Annotated in this window: 23 protein-coding genes; 12 read left to right on the top strand and 11 right to left on the bottom strand. The window is 73.0% G+C overall.

Annotation, left to right across the window (positions count from 1 at the left end; all coding sequences use genetic code 11):
• Positions 1-155: 155 nt before the first annotated feature.
• The 5 genes from ACSMXO_RS06375 to ACSMXO_RS06355 are packed head-to-tail and all read left to right on the top strand — an operon-like array spanning position 156 to position 5,506.
• Entirely contained in the window at positions 156-1,001 is an 846-nt protein-coding gene (locus ACSMXO_RS06375; RefSeq protein WP_455417027.1) for a hypothetical protein, read from the top strand.
• Positions 998-1,681: a DUF4129 domain-containing protein gene (locus ACSMXO_RS06370; protein WP_455417026.1), complete on the top strand. Its 684-nt coding sequence runs from the start codon at positions 998-1,000 to the stop codon at positions 1,679-1,681. Before ACSMXO_RS06375 ends, ACSMXO_RS06370 begins: the two co-directional genes overlap by 4 nt.
• Entirely contained in the window at positions 1,678-3,168 is a 1,491-nt protein-coding gene (locus tag ACSMXO_RS06365) for a DUF4350 domain-containing protein (RefSeq protein ID WP_455417025.1), read from the top strand. The genes ACSMXO_RS06370 and ACSMXO_RS06365 overlap by 4 nt, the downstream gene beginning before the upstream one ends.
• A gap of 50 nt (positions 3,169-3,218) precedes the next feature.
• On the top strand, positions 3,219-4,199 hold the full coding sequence (locus tag ACSMXO_RS06360) for an AAA family ATPase (protein WP_346260171.1): 981 nt from the start codon (positions 3,219-3,221) through the stop codon (positions 4,197-4,199).
• Entirely contained in the window at positions 4,196-5,506 is a 1,311-nt protein-coding gene (locus tag ACSMXO_RS06355) for a DUF58 domain-containing protein (RefSeq protein WP_455417024.1), read from the top strand. Before ACSMXO_RS06360 ends, ACSMXO_RS06355 begins: the two co-directional genes overlap by 4 nt.
• A gap of 71 nt (positions 5,507-5,577) precedes the next feature.
• On the opposite strand, the gene ACSMXO_RS06350 is transcribed toward ACSMXO_RS06355, so the two are convergent.
• Genes ACSMXO_RS06350 through ACSMXO_RS06340 form a run of 3 tightly spaced genes read right to left on the bottom strand, consistent with a single transcriptional unit; the run spans position 5,578 to position 8,356 of the window.
• On the bottom strand, positions 5,578-7,788 hold the full coding sequence (locus tag ACSMXO_RS06350; protein ID WP_455417023.1) for a hypothetical protein: 2,211 nt from the start codon (positions 7,786-7,788) through the stop codon (positions 5,578-5,580).
• Positions 7,785-8,039, bottom strand: a complete 255-nt coding sequence (locus ACSMXO_RS06345) for a hypothetical protein (protein WP_455417022.1) — start codon at positions 8,037-8,039, stop codon at positions 7,785-7,787. Before ACSMXO_RS06345 ends, ACSMXO_RS06350 begins: the two co-directional genes overlap by 4 nt.
• Positions 8,039-8,356 (bottom strand): DivIVA domain-containing protein, encoded by a 318-nt coding sequence (locus tag ACSMXO_RS06340; RefSeq protein WP_455417021.1) that lies wholly within the window; start codon positions 8,354-8,356, stop codon positions 8,039-8,041. Before ACSMXO_RS06340 ends, ACSMXO_RS06345 begins: the two co-directional genes overlap by 1 nt.
• Before the next feature lie 316 nt (positions 8,357-8,672).
• Here ACSMXO_RS06340 and ACSMXO_RS06335 point away from each other — a divergent pair, with 316 nt between their 5' ends.
• The 5 genes from ACSMXO_RS06335 to ACSMXO_RS06315 all read left to right on the top strand — a co-directional run bounded on the left by ACSMXO_RS06335 (position 8,673) and on the right by ACSMXO_RS06315 (position 10,753).
• The gene (locus ACSMXO_RS06335) at positions 8,673-8,939 is read left to right on the top strand and encodes a winged helix-turn-helix domain-containing protein (RefSeq protein WP_455417020.1); all 267 of its coding nucleotides are present in this window, start codon (positions 8,673-8,675) and stop codon (positions 8,937-8,939) included.
• A 151-nt stretch (positions 8,940-9,090) separates the two neighbouring features.
• Positions 9,091-9,354, top strand: coding sequence for a hypothetical protein (locus tag ACSMXO_RS06330; RefSeq protein WP_455417019.1), 264 nt, complete (start codon positions 9,091-9,093; stop codon positions 9,352-9,354).
• A gap of 34 nt (positions 9,355-9,388) precedes the next feature.
• Positions 9,389-9,646 (top strand): hypothetical protein, encoded by a 258-nt coding sequence (locus tag ACSMXO_RS06325; protein ID WP_455417018.1) that lies wholly within the window; start codon positions 9,389-9,391, stop codon positions 9,644-9,646.
• On the top strand, positions 9,646-10,308 hold the full coding sequence (locus tag ACSMXO_RS06320) for a hypothetical protein (protein WP_455417017.1): 663 nt from the start codon (positions 9,646-9,648) through the stop codon (positions 10,306-10,308). Before ACSMXO_RS06325 ends, ACSMXO_RS06320 begins: the two co-directional genes overlap by 1 nt.
• Positions 10,301-10,753: a hypothetical protein gene (locus ACSMXO_RS06315; protein ID WP_455417016.1), complete on the top strand. Its 453-nt coding sequence runs from the start codon at positions 10,301-10,303 to the stop codon at positions 10,751-10,753. Before ACSMXO_RS06320 ends, ACSMXO_RS06315 begins: the two co-directional genes overlap by 8 nt.
• A gap of 160 nt (positions 10,754-10,913) precedes the next feature.
• On the opposite strand, the gene ACSMXO_RS06310 is transcribed toward ACSMXO_RS06315, so the two are convergent.
• On the bottom strand, positions 10,914-11,876 hold the full coding sequence (locus tag ACSMXO_RS06310; protein ID WP_455417015.1) for a stage II sporulation protein M: 963 nt from the start codon (positions 11,874-11,876) through the stop codon (positions 10,914-10,916).
• A gap of 42 nt (positions 11,877-11,918) precedes the next feature.
• Between ACSMXO_RS06310 and ACSMXO_RS06305 the strand changes: the two genes are divergently transcribed.
• Both ACSMXO_RS06305 and ACSMXO_RS06300 read left to right on the top strand, forming a co-directional pair.
• Complete coding sequence (locus tag ACSMXO_RS06305; RefSeq protein ID WP_455417014.1) at positions 11,919-12,935, top strand: RDD family protein; 1,017 nt, start codon at positions 11,919-11,921, stop codon at positions 12,933-12,935.
• Complete coding sequence (locus tag ACSMXO_RS06300; protein WP_318402021.1) at positions 12,932-13,075, top strand: hypothetical protein; 144 nt, start codon at positions 12,932-12,934, stop codon at positions 13,073-13,075. Before ACSMXO_RS06305 ends, ACSMXO_RS06300 begins: the two co-directional genes overlap by 4 nt.
• 72 nt (positions 13,076-13,147) lie before the next feature.
• Here ACSMXO_RS06300 and ahcY read toward each other — a convergent pair whose 3' ends face one another.
• The 7 genes from ahcY to ACSMXO_RS06265 all read right to left on the bottom strand — a co-directional run bounded on the left by ahcY (position 13,148) and on the right by ACSMXO_RS06265 (position 21,704).
• Entirely contained in the window at positions 13,148-14,647 is a 1,500-nt protein-coding gene (gene ahcY, locus ACSMXO_RS06295; protein WP_455417013.1) for an adenosylhomocysteinase, read from the bottom strand.
• Between the two features lie 415 nt (positions 14,648-15,062).
• The gene (gene manA, locus ACSMXO_RS06290) at positions 15,063-16,238 is read right to left on the bottom strand and encodes a mannose-6-phosphate isomerase, class I (RefSeq protein ID WP_455417012.1); all 1,176 of its coding nucleotides are present in this window, start codon (positions 16,236-16,238) and stop codon (positions 15,063-15,065) included.
• A 3-nt stretch (positions 16,239-16,241) separates the two neighbouring features.
• Positions 16,242-17,216: a cation diffusion facilitator family transporter gene (locus ACSMXO_RS06285; RefSeq protein ID WP_455417011.1), complete on the bottom strand. Its 975-nt coding sequence runs from the start codon at positions 17,214-17,216 to the stop codon at positions 16,242-16,244.
• Positions 17,217-17,283: 67 nt separating this feature from the next.
• Positions 17,284-18,477 (bottom strand): SIS domain-containing protein, encoded by a 1,194-nt coding sequence (locus ACSMXO_RS06280; RefSeq protein ID WP_346260102.1) that lies wholly within the window; start codon positions 18,475-18,477, stop codon positions 17,284-17,286.
• The gene (locus ACSMXO_RS06275) at positions 18,474-18,692 is read right to left on the bottom strand and encodes a Trm112 family protein (RefSeq protein ID WP_346260103.1); all 219 of its coding nucleotides are present in this window, start codon (positions 18,690-18,692) and stop codon (positions 18,474-18,476) included. The genes ACSMXO_RS06280 and ACSMXO_RS06275 overlap by 4 nt, the downstream gene beginning before the upstream one ends.
• Positions 18,693-18,760: 68 nt before the next feature.
• Positions 18,761-20,146 (bottom strand): phosphomannomutase/phosphoglucomutase, encoded by a 1,386-nt coding sequence (locus tag ACSMXO_RS06270; protein WP_455417010.1) that lies wholly within the window; start codon positions 20,144-20,146, stop codon positions 18,761-18,763.
• A gap of 181 nt (positions 20,147-20,327) precedes the next feature.
• Complete coding sequence (locus ACSMXO_RS06265; RefSeq protein WP_455417009.1) at positions 20,328-21,704, bottom strand: hypothetical protein; 1,377 nt, start codon at positions 21,702-21,704, stop codon at positions 20,328-20,330.
• Between the last annotated feature and the right edge of the window lie 153 nt (positions 21,705-21,857).

Genomic DNA, 21,857 nt, shown 5'->3' with positions numbered 1-21,857 from the left:
CACCAGGGATGGACCGCTGCTGATCCGCCCTCGGCGGCGCACACCGAACCGTGACGTGGGAACCGGCGCAGCGGCTCCGTCCGGGATGAGCCGGCGTGACACCATGACTGCTGCGGCGTGTTCCCCGCCACCCCCGATGCCCGCCAGGAGTACGTTTGCCCGACGCCGGCCCGATCGCCGTACTGCCGCTGCGGCCGCTCACCGTCGGTGAGCTGATCGACTCGGCGGTCCTGCTGCTCCGCGACCACGCCCGGGTACTGGTGCCGGTCGCCCTGGTACTGGCCGCGCTGGAGCAGCTCCTGCTGTACCCGCTGCGGCTGGTCGCCGAGGTCACCCCGCCCGCCTACCTGCCGAGGCTGGACGAACTGCCGTCGTACTGGTTCCTGCTGGCGGTCGGCGCCGCCTGCGAAGGGGTGATCATCGCGCTGCTCGGCAACCTGACCGCCCGGGCGGCCGGTACGGTCCTGCTCGATCCCGCCGCCCCGATCCGCCGGCTGCTGCACCCGGGCGGTGCCCGGCTCCCCGCGACGCTGCTCGTCGCCCTGCTGGCCGGCGCGGTGATGTTCGTCGCGTCCCTGGTCATGCCGCTCTGGGCGGTCGGGTTCGCGCTGCTCGGCTCCGTGGCCCCGGCGATCGTGCTGGACCGGTTCGGGCCGTTCCGGGCGCTGTGGCGCTCCGCCACCCTCGCCCTGCGCATCAGCGGCCGCGCTGCGGCGATACGGCTGCTCGGCTACCTCGTCTGGTGGCTGTTGCGGATCGGGCTCGCCGTCGGTGCCGTCACCGGCCTGAACTCGGCCGGACTGCTCGCGCCGGAGTGGCAACTGCCGGTCGGCATCGCGGTCTGGGCACTGGTCAACAGCGTCGCCTATCCCGCGCTCGCCTGTGTCGACGCGGCGGTCTACCTGGAGGCGCGGATCCGCACCGAAGGGCTGGACATCGTCGTCAACCGGGCCCGGCAGACCGGAGCGCCGGTGCTCACCCCGATGGCGGGTCGACGGTGAGCTTCAGCCGCTGGTGGACCGAGACGACGGCCGCGCTCGGCGACCGCCTGCCGCTCTCCCTGGTCGCGCTGCTCCTGGTGCTGGCCGCCGTGCTGGTCGCGCTCGGCTGGTTCCACTACCCGGCCTGGGTGCCCCGCCGGCTGCCGCGCTGGCGCCTCTCCCGGTGGCGGCGACGGCGGCAACCCCGTCCCGAGCCGGCCCCCGAGCCCGAGCCGGAGGCAGCGGCCGAGGATCCGGAGCTGCCGGACGTACCGGCCGGGACGCTGGTCGCCCTCGCCGATCGGTTGGCCGCCGAGGGCCGGTACGCCGAGGCGGCCCGCGAGCGGTTCCGGGGGATGGTCCGGGAGCTGGTCGACCGCGGGGTGCTGGAGCACCGGCCGGGGTTCACCGTCACCGAACTCGCGACGGCGGCCGCCGGGAAGCGTCCCGAGGTGGACCGCCCGCTCTCCGAGGCCGGCCGGGTCTTCTCCGACCTCTGGTACGCCGAGCGTCCCGCCCGGCGCGAGCACGACGATCGGATGCGCATGCTCGCCACGGAACTGGGCCGGACCCTCGCCAGCGGAGACCGTCCGGTACCGACGACGGGATGGCCCGGAGACGGACCAGGACCCAATCATCCGGAGCTGAGCCACGACCCGATGGCCCGGGAGACGAGTCAGGACGGGACGGCCCGCAGATGACCGCTGCCCCGGACGCGCCCGCACCGGACGCCCCGGATGCGCCCGCACCGGACGCGCCCGCACCGGACGGCGAGCGCCGGAGCGGCGCTGCGGCGTCCACACCGGACCCTGTGCCGACCCGGGGAAAGGCGGGCCTCCGACGGCGTCGCTGGCACCGGATCGCGATCCCGCTCGGTGCCGTCGCCGCGCTGCTCGCCGTCACCGGGATCACCCGGGCGATCGACCAACCCGACCCCGGCTCCCCCGGCTTCCTCTCCCCGGTCAACGCCGACGACGAGGGCGGGAGCCGGCTCGCCGACCGGCTGCGCGCCGAGGGCGTCACCATCGAACGGTTCACCAGTACCCGCCAGGCCCTGATCCAGGCGACCAGCCGGGGGTTCACCCTCTTCGTCCCCTCGCCGGGGCTGGTGCACCCGCTGTACCTGCCGTACCTCGCCGAGCCCGCCGACCGTGCCCGGGTGGTGCTGGTCGACCCGCCGCAGCGGGTGCTGGACGGCGCCGAGCTGCCGCTGGCCGTCGCCGGGCGGCGGTGGGCCGCCGGTGCGGTCGAGGCCGACGCCGACGGCCGGCCCTGCGCGCTGCCCGAGGCGGCGAGGGCTGGGCGGGCCACCGCGCTGTTGCAGCGGTACGCCAGCCCGCCCGAGCTGGACGACAGTACCGACTACTGCTACTCGGCCGGGCTGGTCCGGACGGAGCGGCGCGGCAGCGAGGTCGTCGTGATCGGCGCCAGCGACCCGTTCCGGAACGACCGGATAGCCGAGCGGGGCAACGCCGCCCTGGCCACCGGGCTGCTCGGCACCCACGACCGGGTCGTCTGGCTCGACCTGGCCGGCCCGGAGCCACCGCCGCCGTACCATCGGGACGGCGAGCTGGACCCGTGGACGTCGGCGCCCGACGACTCCGGGACGTACTCCGACGGCGAGCCCGAGGAGGGCGACGGCACCCCGGAGTACGACGGCCGGCCGCAGCCGGCACCCGGGCAGGACGACCAGGCGGCCCCGCCGGAGCAGCGCAACCCGCTCTGGGACGCCTTCCCGCCCTGGTTCTGGGCCCTGCTGGCGCAGCTCGCCCTGGCCCTGCTGCTGGTGGTGCTCTGGCGGGCCCGCCGGCTCGGGCCACCGGTCGCCGAGCCGCTGCCGGTGACCGTTCCGTCCGCCGAGACGGTGCTGGGCCGTGGCCGGCTCTACCAGCGGGCCCGGGCGTACGGGCCGGCGGCGGAGACGCTGCGGGCGGCGGCGCTGCACCGGCTGACCCAGTCCCGGGGCGTACCGCCCGACGCCGGGCCGGACGAACTGGCCGCCGCCGTCGCCGCGCGCACCGGCCGGGGCCCGGCCGAGGTGCACGACCTGCTCTACGGGCCGGCCCCGGAGACCAACCAGGAGCTGCTCGACCTGGCCCGGGCGCTCGACGACCTGGCCGCCTCCCCCGGCACCGCCCCGCCCGGCCAGCCCCGGCACGACCGCCCCAGCGAAGGAGAAGCCTGGTGACCCGATCCGCCGGAACCACAGACCCGCGCTACGCCGCCGCGCCGTACCAGGTGCCGGCCCAGGCCGGCACCCCGGTCGAGGCCGACCAGGCCCGCGCCGCCCTGCACCGGCTGCGCACCGAGGTCGCCAAGGCGGTCGTCGGGCAGGACGCCGTCGTCACCGGGATGGTGATCGCCCTGCTCTGCCGGGGGCACGTGCTGCTGGAGGGCGTACCGGGGGTGGCCAAGACCCTGCTGGTGCGCACCATCGCAGCCGCACTCGACCTGGACTCCAAGCGGCTCCAGTTCACCCCGGACCTGATGCCCGGCGACGTCACCGGCTCACTCATCTTCGACCCGCGCACCGCCGCCTTCACCTTCCGGGAGGGACCGGTCTTCACCAACCTGCTGCTCGCCGACGAGATCAACCGGACGCCGCCGAAGACCCAGGCCGCGCTGCTGGAGGTGATGGAGGAGCGGCAGGTCTCGGTGGAGGGAAACCGCCGCCCGCTGCCGGACCCGTTCATCGTGGCCGCCACCCAGAACCCGGTGGAGTACGAGGGCACCTATCCGCTGCCCGAGGCGCAGCTCGACCGGTTCCTGCTGCACCTGACGATGCCGCTGCCGAACCGGGACGAGGAGCTGGGCGTACTCCGGGCGCACCACGCCGGCTTCGACCCGCGCGAGCTGACCGCCGCCGGGGTACGCCCGGTGGCCAGCCCGGCCGACCTGGCGCTGGCCCGCACGGCGGTCAGCCGGGTCGGCGTCGCCGAGAGCGTGCTCGGCTACATCGTGGACCTGTGCCGGGCCACCCGGGCGGCGCCCGCGCTGGAACTCGGCGCCTCGCCCCGGGGTGCCATCGCGCTGCTGGTCACCGCGAAGGCCTGGGCCTGGCTGGCCGGGCGCGACCACGTCACCCCGGACGACGTCAAGGCGATCGCCCGGCCGACGCTGCGGCACCGGCTGCGGCTGCGGCCGGAGGCCGAACTGGAGGGCGTCACCACCCGGTCGGTGCTGGACGCGGTGCTCGGCACCGTGCCGACGCCACGATGACGGGACGGGCGGCGATCCTGCTCGGTGCGGGCGCGCTGACCCTGCCGCTCTGGCCCGCACCCTGGCTGGGCGTGCTGCTGATGTCCGGGCTGGTGCTGGCGCTGACCGTACTGGACTGGCGGCTGGCCGCCCCGCCGGGCGCGGTCGAGGCGAGCCGGGACGGCGACCGGGCGGTCCGGCTCGGCGACACCGCCACCGTCTCGGTACGGCTGCACAACACCTCGTCCCGGCCGCTGCGCGGGCTGGTCCGGGATGCCTGGGTGCCGTCCGCCGGGGCCCGGCCCGACTTTCCCGGCACCCCGACGGTACGGGTCGAGCCCGGTGCCCGGGTGGAACTGCCCAGCCGGCTGACGCCGACCCGACGCGGCGACCGGCCGGCGCTGCGGCTGACCCTGCGCTCGTACGGGCCGTTGGGGCTGGCGTTCCGGCAGCGGAGGGAGCAGCCGCCGACGCCACAGTGGACTCTGCGGGTGCTGCCCCGGTTCGAGTCCCGCCGGCACCTGCTGGAGAAGCTGGCCCGGCTGCGGGTCATCGACGGCACCGAGGTGGCCCGGGGCCGGGGCCAGGGCACCGAGTTCGACACCCTGCGCGAGTACGTGGTCGGCGACGACGTGCGCTCGGTCGACTGGCGGGCCAGTGCCCGGCGGGCCGACGTACTGGTCCGGACCTGGCGACCGGAGCGCGACCGGCGGGTGGTCTGCGTACTCGACACCGGGCGCACCTCGGCGGTACGGGTCGGCGACGAGCCCCGGCTGGACGGCGCCATCGACGCCGCGCTGCTGCTGGCCGCACTGGCCGCCCGGGCCGGTGACCGGGTCGACCTGCTGGCTGTGGACAGCGCCGTCCGGCTCGCGCTGACCGGGGGCGCCCAGTCGACGCTGCTGGCCCGGATGGTCGACGCGCTCGCCCCGCTCCAGCCGGCCCTGGTGGAGACCGACTTCGAACTGGTCGCCGGGGAGATCCTCCGGCGGGAACGCCGGCGGTCCGTGGTGGTGCTCTTCACGGCCCTGGAACCGGGCGCCCTCGGCGAGGGACTGCTGCCGGTGCTGCCCCGGCTGGCGACCCGGCACCGGGTGATCGTGGCGTCGGTGCACGACCCGGTGCTGACCGACCTCACCGCCCGGTCGCCGGAGACCGTCCAGGACGTGTACGCGGCGGCCGCGGCCTGGCGGGCGCTGGCCGACCGGGACCGGGTACGCGCGGCGCTGGCCCGGCACGGGGTGACCGTGGTCGACGCCCCGGCCGACCGGCTGGCGCCGATGGTCGCCGACACCTACCTCCGGCTCAAGGCCCTCGGCCAGCTATGAAGAAAGTCGGTCCGACTTCCTCCCTCCGAGCGGCCTGGGACAAGCCATCGGATCTCTGACGCCTACCGAGGTCAGCGCGGGTCGATGCCGAGGGCGGTGAGGGCGGTCGGGAAGGTCGGCGCGGTGCAGAGCTGGCGTACGCCGCCGCGCTCCCAGAGCAGGAGTCGACAGGTGCGGCCGTCGTAGTGCACGGCGACGGGCTGGCCGGCGTGGTGTCGGGCGAGCCGGCGGATCAGCGGTACGGGATCGTCGACCGCGACCGGGGCCGGGGTCTGCGGCACCGGGATCGGTTGGGTGGGATCGTCGGGGACACGACGGGCCACGGCGAGTTCGAGATGTTCGAGGCAGTACCCGATCGCGGCCTCCGGGGTGGGCCGGGCGGGCAGGGTGTCCGGGGCGACTGGTAGCCCTGGTGGTTCGATGTTGACGTCCCAGCCTTCGCCCTGGACGAGTCGGAGGTCTCCGGCGTTGTCGACGTGGTCGACGAGGGTGACCGTGACGGTGAGGCGCAGTCCGAGGACGAGTCGGATCAGGTCGGCCAGGGGTGGCACGTCGGGCCGGCGGGCCAGCACGAACAGCCGGGCGCCGGGCTGGCCCCGGGACGCCTGGTGCAGGTATTCGGTGAGCGGGTCGGCGCCGGGGTGCGGCAGGGTGACGATGCCCTTGCGCAGGTCGTGGCGGACTTCGCCGCCGCCGTCGAGTTCGGTGAGGTCGTCCGGGCGTACCCCGAAGAAGCCGGCCCAGGTCGCCAGCCGGAACGGGTCGGGGAGCTGGTGCACCGGCTTGCCGCCGGGTTGGGTCGCGACGTGCGGCGCCGAGAGCCGTTCGCCGGCCCGCCAGCCCTGCTCACCGGTCTGCCAGGTGTGCTCGTCGCCGCGCCAGGTGAGGTCGCCGGCCCGCCAGCCGTGCCGGTCGACCTGCCAGTGCAGGTGGGTGACCCGGCCGGCGAGGTCGGTGAGTGTGACGGTCAGATCCCGGTAGAGGCGGTGGCTGTCCCGGCAGGTGTCGCAGGGCAGCGCCGACGGGCTACGGCCGGCGCCGGAGCATTTCGGGCAGTCCGGGTCGGCCCGCTCGGCGAGCAGGAGGCAGTCACAGCGGCGGAGTCGGCTGTGCGGGTCACAGTCGGGGCAGTCGACGTACGGGACGGGTGGGCCCCGCCAGGACGGTGCCGGCGGCTGCCAGCCGCGCCGCAGGATGCTGGTCTCCCGGCGGTAGATCTGCCCGGTGCCGGATTCGGTGAACGTCTCGGCGGTGTCGGCGACCCTGAGGCTGGTGTGCCACCAGCGGCCGTCGCGCCAGATCGCCTGCGCCCCGGCGGTCGGTACGCCGGTGTGCAGGTCGGTGCAGTCGGCGAGCATCCCCCGTTCGAGCTGGTCCAGGTCGACGGCCGGCGGGTCGACCGGCGGCCGGTCGCCGCCGGTCAGGTAGTGAGCCGGGGCGGCCCGGCCACGCGCCTGAAGGTCGTAGAGCGCGTCGAGGTCGCCGGTGGCGACAATCGCCCCGGCCAGGTCGTCGGCGCCGCCGCGCGCGTCGGTCGGCACCGGCCCGCCCGGCACCTCGTAGCGGAGATGCCAGGTGAGGTCGGCGGCGGGATGCCTGCGGCGGGCCTCCAGCACCAGGTCCAGGCGGAGCAGGTCGGCGAGCCGGCAGCGCCGGGCCAGGTCGCGGGCGGGGTCGGGGGGCGGCTCGGCGGCGCTGCGGCCGAGGAAGAGCTGCCAGGCGTCGTGGCCGTGCGACGCGATCGCCTCCGCCTCCAGTGCGGCCCGGGTCTGCGGTGGCAGGTCCGGGCGCCACCGGGACGGCAGCAACACCACCGGCCCGTCCGGGGACCTGGGCGGGTTGCCCGCCTCGGTCCAGGAGGCGGCACCGACAGTGGCGGCCAGATCGTGCAGCAGCGGCGTCAGCGGCAGATGCCAGCTTCCTCCGTCGCCCGGCCACCGCGCCGGTTCCACCACTCCGGGTACGACGTTCGCCGAGGCCACCGCCCCGGTGTCGACGTTCGCCAGGGTAAGCACGAGTTGGGCACGCAGCCGCCCGGCCTGCCGGCAGCGGTGGCAGGGCTGCGGCAGCGTGCCGACTCCCTGGCAGAGCTGACAGTCCTGGTATGCCTCCCCGCTCCCCCACTGCCCGACGTCGACGAGCAGCCGATCACCACCGCTCGTGCAGGGGCAGGCGGCGAGGACGAAGGTGAGCCGGTCGCAGGCGGGACAGTCGAGCACCGGCGGACCGGCGCCGGGATCCGGTGGTCCGCTTCCGGCGCCGGGATCGATCGCCCCGGTCACCGGTCCAGCTCCAGACTCGCGCACGGCACCTCGTGTTCGGCGCGCAGCGCACAGCGTCTGCCGGCGGCGAGGAGCCGGTCGCAGAAAAGGCGGGACTGCACCGTCTGGTCGTCCTCGGCCGAGACGGTCGCCTCGGCCTGATCGACCTCGGGCAGCCGACCGAGAGTCCGGGCCAGCATCCGGGCCGCCTGCCGGGCCGCGTCCGGGTCCGGCGCCGTGAAGGGCACGTGTACGACATAGCGCTCGGCCATCAGCGACCCGCCAGCTCGTGGGCCGTCGTCACCTGCCGGGACTGCCACCGGCGCAACGCGTCCTTGATCCGGGCATTCTGCTCCCGCACCGTCGCGAGTTCGTCGTAGGCCCTGGCCAGGTCATCGGCGACCTGGTCGAGGAAGGCTGTCACCTCGACCGGGTCGACTCCCCGCCCGGTCAAGCCGACCGGAGTGAACCGGCGCAACCTGACCTGCGACGGCAGGAGCGGCCGATACGCCGCCGACCGGTACGACCGGCCGAGTCGCCGGGGCGGCCTCCGGTCACGCCGGAACAGCCGCCGAAGGAGAACCCGCACGACACCACCAACCTTTCCGGAGCAGGAACAGGACGTGGATGGGTGACACCGGCCCGGATCCCCTGTTGCTTTCAGGCCGGCGCCACCCCGCCCCACCGACGCAGCCGGAGGCGCCGTACGACAGCAGGGCGTGACCCGGGGCCGGGACGGACAACCCGTACAGGCTGGCCGCCCCGACCGGGAGGTGAACGCCCCGCGTGCCATGCAAGGAGCGCTCGGAAACTGAACATAGGCGCCCTATGCGCCTATGTCAACGAAAGCTTGTCGGGATCTCGCTCTTCGTGATCAAATCGGGGTGCCATGCAAGGAGTGCCCCATGCCGACACAGCCGGACTATGTTCGGATCTCAAACGCCTACGCGTCAGCGATCGTTGAGGGGAAGCTGAAGCCTGGAGACAAGTTGCCGTCGATCGCCGAGATGACGAAGCGCTACAGCGTCGGCGCGACAACCATCAAGATGGTGCTCGTACGTCTTGAGGCCCGCCGACTTGTCCGTCGCCATCAGGGCAAGGGGACGTTCGTCGAGCCGCGCGACAAGTGGTTGCTTCCCGAGGACGAAGACGAACCGATCATCGAGATCTAGCACTCCGCGCTTCCCTCGGGTCCACCGCCAGCCTCGGGGCTGTGCGACTGGACTATCTCCGATAGTGTTCGAGCGGCCACGCAGACGTGATATAGAGACACGCTGTCGCGACTCTGCCGCATCAGGACATCCGGTAGTTGGGGAGGACCGAATGGCCAGCATCGAGGAAGTCAAAGCCGCACTCGCTCAAGCCGCCGAACAGGGCAACACGACGCTCAACCAGATTCGGTCATCGATCGAGAACACCGAGCAGGTACTCAACCGTCTCCGCGCGGTGGCCGCCGGCACCAACCATGCCATGATCGCCGAGGCGATCCAGCGTGCGGAGCAGAGCAAGCTGCGCCTCACCGAGGCGGCCACCCTCATCCAGGGCAGCTCCGCCGCCGCTCGCCAGTACGTGAGCGTTCTCGGCTGAGCAAGCTCGATAGTGGATTCGGGGGACAAGCCCGGTGGACATTGCTCAGGTGAAGGCAACTATCAGTCGAGCAAACGAGGCAGCCAATAACGGCAGGGCTCTGATACAGGAGGTCCGGGACCGGGCCGAGCAAGCTCGGACGTTAGCCGATGCAACGGCTCATGACAGTTCGCACAAAGAGGTCGAGGTGGGTTTGAAGAAGCTGAGAGAGGCGTTGAAGGAACCGCCCCGAGTCGCCGAACTGCTTCAATCCGGCGCCGAAGCCGCAAGCGAGTACGCGTCGAAGCTCTGATGGCTGACTCCTCCGTGGGCGATGTCGTGGCTCAGTTCCGCACAGTACTGAGCCAGATCGACCAGGCTGCTGTGACAGCTAAACATGCACAGGAGCAGGCCGAGAAGGCACATGCCACCTACACGGAGGTCGCCCGTGGCACCGCCGACAGGTCGATGCGTAAGGCGGTCGTCGACTCCCGCACCGCCGGGGAGAAAGCCGGGAAGACGGCGCGGCTTCTCGCCGAGGCTGCCGAGCACTTCACCGCCTATGTCAATATCATCTCACCCGGCACGGTCCCACCTCGCTCTTCGGCGCCCGAGGCCGAAGCCTCCGGCGAGCAAGTTCTCGCCGCTGCTGCCGGACAAGGCTCCCTCTCCTCGAAGCTGCTCGGCCGGACGGCGACGGTCCGGAATGCCGACGACGGACTACAGCACGCCAAGAAGATCGCGACCGCCATCAAGGACGCCGCCGGATCAGGCGGGGTTGCGGTCCCGAAGTCACCCCAACCGTCGATTACGGCCGCGAAGACCCAGGACACAGCCGCCGGAGACACCCTACTCGCCGCGTTCACCGTCGCACTCCTGGGAATCAAGGGCGCCGAAGTGGCAGCCAGAATCCGCAGCAAAGCCAGAGCGAAACGAGACCAGGGGAAAGAGCAGAAGGGCAACGACGATGGATGACAACACGAGGTTTCTTAAGTCAATCCTCCAGCAGGATTGGGAATCCTACGATGCGCTCCTGGCGGAGTTTGAAAGCCAAGGCAAGGGAACCCCGACGGCAATCATTGGTTTCGCCTTCAATCTCGCCGTCCAACGGCGATTCGGGCAACGCAAGAACATGGACGAGATCATCCGATTCGTCGCGGATGCTCGCACCTTCCTTTCCGAGGGGCGCGACCTCCCCGCCCAAGAAGCCGAGGCGTTGATCTGCGCCACGCTGGATCTGGATGCTCCGGGCGTAGCGGAGACTATCGACCGACTCGACGTCGGCACGATCACCGAAATCGAAGGACAGCTCCTGTTCAAGCTCGTCTCCGATGAAGAGTTATCCGAGCAGCAGCTAGACGACTTCTTGGCCAAGGCAGAGGCGCTGGCCGCACAGTGGCAGAACAGCGCCGCATCCTGAGAACGTGCCGACGAAGACCTCGACGCACTCCCGAGGCAGTGGAACTTCTGCCTGATCACGTGGGATCTCCGACCCGGCCTGCCCGCCGGTTCAGCTCCGCCTCTCCGCCTCTCCGCCTCTCCGGCCCGCCATCCGGCTCGGCTCCAGCCCGCCGTCCGCCTCAGCTCCGGCTGGGTTCCTCGGCGGCGGCGGCCGCGCGGCGGCCGAAGTAGAGGACGTACCCGAGGAAGCCGAGCCAGGCGAGCACGCCGATCCCGACCCGGACCCCGGTGGGGACCGCCGCCGGGGTGACGAACGCCTCGATGAGGCCGGCGACCGCGAAGAGCCCCACCAGGCCGACCGCGACCAGGATGCCGGAACGGCCGGCCCGGGCCACCGCCTGGCCCCGGGTCAGGTCGGGCGGCGGCGCGATCCAGGCCCAGCCGATCCGCAGGCCGACACCGGCCGCCACGAAGATGCCGGTCAGCTCCAGCAGGCCGTGCGGTGTGATCATGCTGAAGAAGACATCGGTACGGTCGTAGGCGGCGAGCACCCCGCCGGTCACGCCGATGTTGAGGGCGTTCTGCCAGAGCAGGTAGAACACCGGCAGGACCAGGATGCCGGAGGCCAGACAGCGGGCGGCGATCCAGGCGTTGTGGGTCCACAACTGGAAGGCGAAGCTCGGCGCGGAATATTCGCTGTAATAGCCGACGAACCGGGCCTCGAACGCCTCGGCCGCCGCCTCCTCGCCGATAAGCGCCGCGGCGGTCTCCGGATGCGCGGCGGTCCAGTACATCAGAAAGCCCGCGACCAGGACGAACCCGACGCCGACCGCCGTCCACCACGGCCAGGCCCGGTAGACGGCCAGCGGAAAGCCGGTGGAGAAGAACCGGCCGACGGCGGCCCAGGAGAAGCCGGACCGGCCGACGAGCCGGCCCCGGGCGGCCAGCACCAGTTGGGAGAGCCGGGCGACCAGCACCGGATCGGGCGACCGGCTGCGTACCACCGACAGGTGCGTGGCGACCCGCTGGTAGAGCGCGATCAGCTCGTCGGCCTCGTCGGCGCCGAGCCGGTACCGCCCGGTCAGCTCGGCCAGCCGCCGCCATTCCCGGTCGTGCTCCGCCGCGTACGCGTCGAGATCCAACTCAGTCCCCCAGGGTTCGCGACCATAGTGTTCACTGTCCACGTGACAGCGCAAACACCGAGGTTCGTTCCGGGCCGGCCGGCACCGCCCGGCGGATACGGTGCGGACGCCGGACTGGTCAGCGGCGAAGCGGTCGAGTTGGACATCCGGGCCGCCCGGCTCGGCTCCCGGGTGCTGGCGCTGCTCATCGACATCCTGGCCCAGGTCACCCTCGCGGTGATCCTGGTGATCGGGGCGGGAATCCTGCTCACCTCGTTCGTCGGCCCCGGCGCCTTCGACGGGGCGACCCTGCGCGGGTTGCAGACCGTCGGCGTGGTGCTGATCCTGGTCGGCTACCCGGTGGCATGCGAGACCCTGAACTCCGGCCGTACGGTCGGCAAGCTCGCCGTCGGGCTGCGGGTGGTACGCGCCGACGGCGGCCGGGTCGGCTTCCGACAGGCGCTGACCCGCAGCCTGGTCGGCGTGGCGGTGGAGTGGCCCGGTCTGGTGCTGCCGCTGCTGACCTGGGCGGTGGGGGTGACCGTGATGCTCACCGACCCCCGGGGACGGCGGCTCGGCGACCTGGCCGCCGGCACCCTGGTCATCCACGACCGGAGTCCGGCCGGCACCGGCTACGTCCCGACCATGGTCCCGCCGCTGGCCGGCTGGGCGGCCACCCTGGACCTGACCCGGCTGGACGACGGCCTGGCGCTGGCCGTACGCCAACTGCTCAGTCGCACCTCGACGCTGACCCGGGACGCCCGGCGGCGGCTGACCCGGTCCCTCTGGGCGGAGGTGGCGGCGGTGACCTCCCCACCGCCCCCGCCGGGGCTGCCCGAGTGGGCCTACCTGGCCGCCGTACTGGCCGAGCGGCACATGCGGGCCCGGCAACGGCTGGCGGGTACCCGATCGGTGACCTCGACCCTCTGGCCGGAACTCGCCGCGCCGGCCGTCGAGGCTCCGGGGTTCGCGCTGGTCCGGCCGTCGGCCCCGGCGCTGGCGCAGTCAACGGTGCCGCAACCCGCGATGGCGCGGCCCGTGGCGGCCGGTGCGGGCACGCCGAACGGGTCGGCCCGGTGAAGGCGTTCCTGCCCTGGCTGCTGGTCCTGGCGGTGGTGATCGCGCTGAACGCGCTGCGGCTCCGGCCGCTTGCCACGGCGGTCGCGATCGCCTGGCTCGGCTACTGCGTGTGGACCTGGGTCCGGCCCCGGCGCGGATGACCCGGCCCGGACCGGCCGAACGAACGAGCCCGGACCGGCAGGCTGCCGGCCCGGGCTCGACGGTCACGTCTCTCAGTAGCGGTAGTGCTCCGGCTTGTACGGGCCCTCGACCGGTATGCCGAGGTAGCTGGCCTGCTCCTTGGTCAGCTCGGTCAGCTTGGCGCCGAGCGCGTCCAGGTGCAGCCGGGCGACCTTCTCGTCCAGGTGCTTCGGCAGCGTGTAGACGCCGACCGGGTACTCCTCGGTCTTGGTGAAGAGTTCGATCTGCGCGATCGTCTGGTTGGCGAACGAGTTCGACATCACGAAGCTCGGGTGCCCGGTGGCGTTGCCGAGGTTCAGCAGCCGGCCCTCGGAGAGCACGATGATCGAGTGGCCGTCGTCGAACTGCCAGACGTCCACCTGCGGCTTGATGTTGATCCGCTGCACATCGGAGCGCTTGGCCAGCCCGGCCATGTCGATCTCGTTGTCGAAGTGGCCGATGTTGCCGACGATCGCCTGGTGCTTCATCCGGGCCATGTGGTCGTTGCGGATGACGTCGAAGCAGCCGGTCGCGGTGATGAAGATGTCGGCGGTCTCGACCACGTCGTCCAGGGTGGAGACCTGGTAGCCGTCCATCGCGGCCTGGAGCGCGCAGATCGGGTCGACCTCGGTGACGATGACCCGGGCGCCCTGGCCACGCAGCGACTCGGCGCAGCCCTTGCCGACGTCGCCGTAGCCGAGCACGACCGCGGTCTTGCCGCCGATCAGCACGTCGGTGGCCCGGTTGATGCCGTCGATCAGCGAGTGGCGGCAGCCGTACTTGTTGTCGAACTTGCTCTTGGTCACCGAGTCGTTGACGTTGATGGCCGGGAAGAGCAGTGTGCCGTTCTGCTGCATCTCGTAGAGCCGGTGCACGCCGGTGGTGGTCTCCTCGGTCACGCCCTTGATGCCGGCGGCGACCCGGGTCCAGCGCCGGTCGTCCTCGGCGAGCGAGCGGTGCAGCAGGTTGAGGATGACCGCGTACTCCTCGGAGTCGGCGCTCTCCACCGCAGGCACCGCGCCGGCGCCCTCGAACTGGGCGCCCCGGTGCACCAGCAGGGTGGCGTCACCACCGTCGTCGAGGATCATGTTCGGCCCCTGGCCGTCCGGCCAGAGCAGCACCTGCTCGGTGCACCACCAGTACTCTTCGAGCGACTCGCCCTTCCAGGCGTAGACCGGTACCCCGGACGGGGCGTCGGGGGTGCCGTCCGGCCCGACCACGATGGCGGCGGCCGCGTGGTCCTGGGTGGAGAAGATGTTGCACGAGGCCCACCGGACCTGGGCGCCGAGCGCCACCAGGGTCTCGATGAGCACCGCGGTCTGGATCGTCATGTGCAGCGAGCCGGTGATCCGGGCACCGCGCAGCGGCTGCTCGGCGGCGTATTCGCGACGGATCGACATCAGGCCGGGCATCTCGTGCTCGGCGAGTCGGATCTCTTTGCGCCCGAACTCGGCGAGGGAGAGGTCCGCCACCTTGTAGTCGCCCTCGGCGACAGTGCCGGGCCGGGGCGCGGCGGACGAACCACCCGCCGGTGCCGGGAGAGTGCTGGTCATGAAGGCTCCTGTCGTACGGTCTGCGGCCGACCCTCCACGTTACGCCCCGGCCGTACCGCGGCGGACTCCGGTCGGGTCGCAAACCGGACAGTACGGGTCGGCCCGACGGCTGCCCGAACCGGGCGGGACATCCTCGGGTGACGGCGGACAGCGCGCGGGGCGGTCGGTCCGGGCGCACTTCCACCCAGTCTCCGGCCGCCCCGCGCATCCCCCCGGTTTGGTTCCCCCGCGCGTGTCTCGGACCTGCGTCGCGATAACGCTGCGTACTCATAGCGTCACACTGAGCAAGAAGGGTGTCAAGCCGATCCGCAAATTTCCGTTTCGTGCGGACTCGCATTCCGTCGACCAGGGTGTGGCGCAGGTTCCGGCGACCGGGCGAAGCGCAGGGTCGGAGAGCTCGGGTAAGCCGGACGACTCAGGAGAGTCCGACCGAGGCGACGTAGAGTTCCCCGTCGCCGCTGACGGTCAGCGGACCGCCGTCGGCCCGGCCGATCGCCGCCGCACCCGGCCCGAGCAGCGCCGACCCGGCGCCGTCCGCCACGGTGACCTCGCCGGCCAGGCAGAGCGCGATCCGGGGGCCCCGGAGGTCGAGCCGGGCCGACCCGACCCGCTCGTCGAGGCGTACGCCGTGCAGGGCGAAGTCGTCCACCGGTACCGGCCAGGTGACCACGCCCGGAGCCACCGGAGCCGGACTGATCACCGGGTCGGCCAGCACCTCGAAGCGGAGTACCCGGAGCAGCTCCCGCACGTCCACGTGCTTCGGGGTCAGTCCGCCGCGCAGCACGTTGTCGCTGGCCGCCAGGATCTCCACCCCGGCGCCGTGGAGGTAGGCGTGCAGGTTGCCGGCCGGCATCCAGATCGCCTCGCCCGGGGCCAGGCTGACGTGGTTGAGCAGCAGCGCGACCAGCACCCCCGGATCCGCCGGATAGCGCCGGGCCAGCTCGCGGGCCAGCTCGGCCGAGGCGGCGAACTGCTCGCCGACCTCCGCCGCGACCACCGCCGAGACCAGCGCGGCCCGCTCCGACGACGGCCAGGTGAGCAGGGTACGCACCGCGTCCGGCAGCCCGTCCGTGCCGGTCCGCAGCGCGGCGACCACCGGGTCGAGCGCGGCCACCCCGAACGCGTCGAGCAGGTCCGCCGAGCTCTTCGGATCGCGGAACCCGCACAGCGCCTGGAACGGCGAGACCGCAACCAGCATCTCCGGCTTGTGGTACGGGTCGACGTAGTTGCGGTGGGTCAGCTCGGGGTCGGTCGTCTCGGCCGCGTACCCGGCCCGGGCCTGCTCGGCGTCCGGGTGCGCCTGCAACGACAGCGGCGCCTCCGGGGCCAGCACCTTGAGCAGGAACGGCAGCCGCTGGCCGAACCGGTCGATCACGTCGGCGCCGAGCCAGCGCCCCGGATCCTCGGCGAACGCGTCGACCAGGCTCAGCGGCGCCCCGCCCCGGAGCAGCGTGCTCGGGTCGCCGGGATGGGCACCCAGCCACAGCTCCGCCTCCGGGCCCTCGCTCGGCACCGGACGGCCCTGCAACTGGGCGAGGACGGTCCGCGACCCCCATGCGTAGTCGCGGATCCGACCGTGCAGCGGCTCCACCGCTCAGCCCTCCTTGAGTTCCGGTACCCCGTCCGCGGGCTGCTCCGCGTTGCGGTAGATGTCCGGCTCCAGGTAGATCACCCGGGCGATCGGTACGGAGTTCCGGATCCGCGCCTCGACCGAGTTGATCCCCTCGGCCAGCTCGGCCGCCGTGGCGTACGGCCGCACCGCGACCTTCGCCGCGACCAGCAGCTCCTCCGGGCCCAGGTGCAGGGTCTTCATGTGGATGATCCGCTCGACCTCGGAGCCTTCGGTGATCGCCTGCTCGATCCGCTGGACGTCCTCCTCGCTGGCGCCCTCGCCGACCAGCAGGCTCTTGGTCTCCAGCGCCAGGATGACCGCGATGGTCACCAGCAGGATGCCGATCGCCGCGGTGCCGGCCGCGTCCCAGCGGCCGTCGTCGGTGACCAGGGTCATCGAGACGCCGATCAGGGCGAAGACCAGGCCGAGCAGCGCGCCCAGGTCCTCCAGCAGCACCACCGGCAGCTCCGGGGCCTTCGCCCGGCGGACGAACTCCCGCCAGGACGCCTTGCCCCGGACCGCGTTCGACTCGACGATCGCGGTCCGGAACGAGAACGACTCCAGGATGATCGCGATCACCAGTACGACCACCGGCAACCACTGCCAGCTCTCGATGCCGTGCGGACCCTTCGGGCCAGTCTGCTCGTGGTACTTGTGGTACGCCTCGTAGAGCGCGAAGAGACCACCGACGCTGAACAGCACGATGGAGACGATGAACGCGTAGATGTAGCGCTCCCGGCCGTACCCGAAGGGGTGTTGCGGGGTGGCCTTGCGGGTCGCCCGGCGCCCGCCGAGCAGCAGCAGCGCCTGGTTGCCGGAGTCGGCCACCGAGTGGATCGACTCGGCGAGCATCGACGACGAGCCGCTCAGCCCGAACGCGACGAACTTGGTGACCGCGATGCCCAGGTTGGCCAGCAGGGCCGCGACGATCGCCCTGGTGCCGCCACTCGCGCTCACGACCGGTCCTCCACCGTGTCGGCCGGAGCCTGGGCCACGGTGGCCCCGGTCCGGGTGATCTGCTCGGTCACGGGTTGGAAAGCTCCTTCATCTCGGTGATCGCCGGTACGGCCATCGGGTCCAGGCCGTGCGCCAGCGCCAGGTAGATCGAGGCGAAGTCGGGCACCGCGGTCAGCGAGGCGAGCCGCTCCAGCGCGGATCCGCCCTCGGCGGTCACCACGTCGCAGCGCACCCCGCGCCGCTCGGCGAGGGTCTGCACGGCCTCGGCCCGCCGCTCCTCCACCACCAGCGGCTCGTCGGTGTCGTCGTCGGCGTTCAGACCGCCGTCGCGGAGCAGCACCAGCCGCAGCCGGGTGCCGGTCGCCTCGTCCTCCGGGTCGGCGAAGATGTCCCGGCTGGACTCGCCGAGCCCGCCGAACACGCCGTCGAGCAGGCCGACCCGGCCCCGCCCCGCCTCGCCGAGCGCGCCGGCCACCACCGGGTAGCGGGCGTTCGCCGAGAGGGTGTCGCCGAACCGCCGGGCCGCGACCGTGGCCAGCGGCGACGAGCCCCAGACGATCGGCACCGATCCGGCCAGGCCCAGCGCCAGCGACTTGGCCGGGTTGACGAAGGACTCGGCGGACGGGCGGCACCGGTCGGCGTCCGCGTCCAGCCGGGCCGCCGTCTCGGCCAGGTCCGCCTCGTTCACCTTGACCAGGCCGAGCGCGCGGGCGGCGAGCAGCACCGGCACGGTGAGCGCCCAGAGACTGGCCCGGGCCGGTGCCCGGCGGGGCACCGGGACGAACGGCGCCCGGGCGCCTTCGGCCACCGACTGGAGCTGCGAGTCCGGCGCGCCGACCGCCACCAGCCGGGCCCCGCGCCGGGCGGCGGCCTCGGCCGCGCCGAGCGCCTCGGGGCTGCGTCCGGAGGCGCTCACCGCGATGACCACGTCCGCGGCGCCCACCCAGCCGGGCACCCCGGCACTGCGGTGCTGGATCACCGGGACCGGGCAGCGCGGGCCGGCGACGGTGGCCAGCACCTCACCGGTACGCGCGGCGGTGCCGATGCCGGCGATCACGACCGCCCGGGGGCGCCCCTCGTCGGCCAGCACCCCGAGGTTGGCCTCGGCGGCCAGCGCGGCGGTCTCCCGCACCTGCGCACCTGCGGCGGCGGTGTGCCGGAGCATTCCGCCGGGGTCGTTCTTGTCCATCGCGGCGACGTCGTCGAGCAGCGCCTCGTCGGCGACCGGGCGACCGCGCAGACCGGCCGTGCCGTCCATCATCGCTGGTCCGTAGTGCCGCCGGGGGTCGCGTCCGAGCCGGCCACCGGGCCGCCGCGCGCCTCGTCCAGCAGCAGCACCGGCACGTCGTCGCGCACCTCGAAGATCCGCGCGCACTCGGTGCAGGTCAGGGTCTGCGCCGCCGGATCGTAGTCCAGCGGTGCGTGATGGGTGTCCGGGCAGGCCAGGATCTCCAGCAACTGCGGGTCGAGGGCCACCGTGCGGCTCCTTCCACTCCTCGTGCGGTAGGTCGGGTACGGCGGGTCTCCGACCAGCGCGATGGATCTTATCGGCGAACCAGTCCGAGCACCTCGTCGCGGAGTGCCACCATCCGGTCCGGAGTGGGCGCCTCGACGTTCAACCGGAGCAGCGGCTCGGTGTTGGACGGGCGCAGGTTGACCCAGGCGCCGTCGGGGAAGCGCAGGGTGAGCCCGTCCAACTCGTCGGCCTCGGCGTCCGGGTAGGCCGACCGGACCTCGGCGAGCTTGGCCCGCTGGTCCGGTACCGTCGAGTTGATCTCGCCGGAGGCGGCGTACCGCGCGTACGCCCGGGCCAGGTCGGAGAGCGGGCCGTCCTGCTCGCCCAGGGCCGCCAGCAGGTGCATCGCGGCGAGCATCCCGGTGTCGGCGAACCAGAAGTCCCGGAAGTAGTAGTGCGCCGAGTGCTCGCCGCCGAAGGCCGCGTTGGTGCGGGCCATGTCGGCCTTGATGAAGGAGTGCCCGACCCGGCTGCGCACCGGCTCGCCGCCGTGCTCCCGGACGATCTCCGGCACCGCGCTCGACGTGATCAGGTTGTGGATGATCGCCGCGCCGGGATGCTTGGCCAGCTCGCGTACTGCCACCAGGGCGGTGATCGCCGACGGCGAGACCGGCTCGCCCCGCTCGTCGACCACGAAGCAGCGGTCCGCGTCGCCGTCGAAGGCGAGCCCGAGGTCGGCACCGTGCTCGCGTACGGCCGCCTGGAGGTCGACCAGGTTCGCCGGGTCCAGCGGGTTGGCCTCGTGGTTGGGGAACGAGCCGTCGAGTTCGAAGTAGAGCGGCACGATCGACAGCGGCAGCGCCGGCAGGACGGCGTCGCCGAGCACGGCCGGTACGGTGTACCCGCCCATGCCGTTGCCCGCGTCGATCACCACCTTGAGCGGACGGATCCCGGTCAGGTCGACCAGGGTGCGCAGGTGGGCGGCGTACGCGGGCAGCAGGTCCCGGTGCTCGATCGGCGGCAGCGGCTCGTCCGCCGGCCGCGGCTCGCCCTTGTCCAGCAGCGCCTGGGCCCGGTCACGCAGCTCGGCCAGCCCGGTGTCCTGGCCGATCGGCTTGGCCCCGGACCGGCACATCTTGATGCCGTTGTAGGCGGCCGGGTTGTGGCTGGCGGTGAACATCGCGCCGGGCAGGCCGAGGCTGCCGGAGGCGTAGTAGAGCAAATCGGTGCTGCCGAGGCCGAGGTGGAGCACGCCGAGCCCCTCGGAGCGGATTCCTTCGGTGAAGGCGGTGGCGAGGCCCGGCGAGGACTCCCGCATGTCGTGGGCGACGGCTACGGTCCCGGCCGGCTCTCCGGAGGTACGGAGAAGCTGCGCGAAGGCCGCGCCCAACGCCTCGGCGGCCCGCTCGTCCCACTGATCGGGAACGGTACCCCGGACGTCGTACGCCTTGACGATAGCGGACAAATCAGACAAGATCTCGCCCCTCAGCCGGACACTCAGTCAACGGCCTGAGCGTATCGGAGCCGGACGCCACGCCCCGCCCCAAGGCGATCTGCCGGCGGCGAACAGGTGCCGTCCGCCCGGCTCGGCGTGCCGTGGCGACCCCGACACGCCCGGCCGGACGGCGGTCCGGGCTACTGCTGAAGCCTCCGGGCTACTGCTGAGGCCGCCGGGCCGGCGGCAGGATCAGGGTGGCGTCCGGTCCACCGGCCGAGGGCTGCTCCGGAGGTGCCGTTCCGGCCGGTCGGGGCCGCGCGGCACCCGGCTGGGCCGGCGGCACGTCGCCGGGGGGCACGGAGCCGGCCCGGGCCGGCGCGTGCGGCGGCGTGGTGTGCGGCGGGACCGTCCCGGGCTGCCGGGGCGACGTCGTTCCGGCCGGGCGCGGCGTCGGCGAGCCGGCGGCGGGCAGGATCAGCGTCTGGTCACCCACGACCGGTGGTACCCCCGGCCGCCCGCCGCGCTCCGGCCCGACCCCGTCGACCGGACCGGCGCCCGGCAACGGTCCGACCGGGCTGACCGGACCGGCGCCGGGCATCCCCGCAGCGCTACGGAAGACCGGACCCACCGGCGCGATCCGGGCCGTCGGCTCCGCACCGGCCGAGCCGACCGGACCGGCGCCGGGCATCCCCGCAGCGCTACGGAAGACCGGACCCACCGGCGCGATCCGGGCCGTCGGCTCCGCACCGGCCGGCCCGATCCGGGTGGTCGGCTCCGCACCGAGCAGGATGATCCGGGCGGTCGGATCCGTACCGGCCGCCGGCGCCCCGGCCGCTCGGCGCCGCTCCGCCCGACCACGCCGGATCAGCAGCACCATGAGGGCGATCCCGACCCCCACCATCACCACGCCGACCAGCATCACCATGCCACCCAGCCCGAGCGACGACCCGGCGGACTCCTCGGCGGCGACCGGCTGCGTCGGCAGGGCGCCGGCCACGTCCTGGGTCGCCTCCGCGGCCGGCTCCTCGGTGGCCTGTGCGGTGGCCGACGGGATCACCAAGGCGGGGGTACGCGCCGAACCCGGGGCCTTCCCGGTCCGGCCGGTCATCCGGGCCGAGTCGGTGGCCCGGCCGAGCAGCCGGCCGCCCGCCGTGTACGCCTCGGCCAGCAGGGTCACCCGGCCGGCGGGCGCGCCTTCGGCCAGGTTCACCTGGTAGCGGCTGGAGACGCTCTTCCTCGCGCAGAGTTCGGGCTTGCCCGGTGCGGTACGCCCCGTGACGACCAGCCCGTTCGCGGCGTCGGATACCGAGACCGGGCGCCAGCGACCGTCGTCGGCGACCCGCACCTCGACCCGGTCGGCGGTCAGCCCCGGCAGGTGTACCGCGAGCCCGGTACGGACGCTGACGCAGCCGCCGCTGCGCATCGAGACATTCACCGTCACCGACGCTGGCGAACCGCCCGCGCTGATCGAGTTCGGCGCGCGGAGGCGTACCGACTCGCCCTCGGCCACGGCCGGGGCGGCGGCGAATGACACCGTCGTGCCGACCAGCAGGCCGACGGTTCCCAGCCAGGTCGCGCCACGCCGTACCGACATGATTACCTCGCTCGTCGCAGTCCAAGATCCGGGCACAGGCTACCGCTGGACCGGCAGCCGCCTTCTCTCATGCCCGGCCAGCGCCGCGCCGAATCCTCCGGCCTGGCCGGAAGTAACCTTTCTGCGACCAGAAGCGTCCGGATGGCTCCCGCC

The organism is Plantactinospora sp. DSM 117369, assembly GCF_053764795.1.
The sequence above is the reverse complement of the archived record's forward strand: the minus strand, read 5'-3'. Positions and strand labels throughout refer to the sequence as shown.

Bases quoted from the DNA above. Each gene is read 5' to 3' on its own strand.
- ACSMXO_RS06365 (WP_455417025.1), top strand. From the start codon at position 1,678: ATGACCGCTGCCCCGGACGCGCCCGCACCGGACGCCCCGGATGCGCCC.
- ACSMXO_RS06355 (WP_455417024.1), top strand. From the start codon at position 4,196: ATGACGGGACGGGCGGCGATCCTGCTCGGTGCGGGCGCGCTGACCCTG.
- ACSMXO_RS06345 (WP_455417022.1), bottom strand. From the start codon at position 8,039: ATGGCCGAGCGCTATGTCGTACACGTGCCCTTCACGGCGCCGGACCCG.
- ACSMXO_RS06335 (WP_455417020.1), top strand. From the start codon at position 8,673: ATGCCGACACAGCCGGACTATGTTCGGATCTCAAACGCCTACGCGTCA.
- ACSMXO_RS06330 (WP_455417019.1), top strand. From the start codon at position 9,091: ATGGCCAGCATCGAGGAAGTCAAAGCCGCACTCGCTCAAGCCGCCGAA.
- ACSMXO_RS06320 (WP_455417017.1), top strand. From the start codon at position 9,646: ATGGCTGACTCCTCCGTGGGCGATGTCGTGGCTCAGTTCCGCACAGTA.
- ACSMXO_RS06315 (WP_455417016.1), top strand. From the start codon at position 10,301: ATGGATGACAACACGAGGTTTCTTAAGTCAATCCTCCAGCAGGATTGG.
- ahcY (WP_455417013.1), bottom strand. From the start codon at position 14,647: ATGACCAGCACTCTCCCGGCACCGGCGGGTGGTTCGTCCGCCGCGCCC.
- ACSMXO_RS06280 (WP_346260102.1), bottom strand. From the start codon at position 18,477: ATGATGGACGGCACGGCCGGTCTGCGCGGTCGCCCGGTCGCCGACGAG.
- ACSMXO_RS06265 (WP_455417009.1), bottom strand. From the start codon at position 21,704: ATGTCGGTACGGCGTGGCGCGACCTGGCTGGGAACCGTCGGCCTGCTG.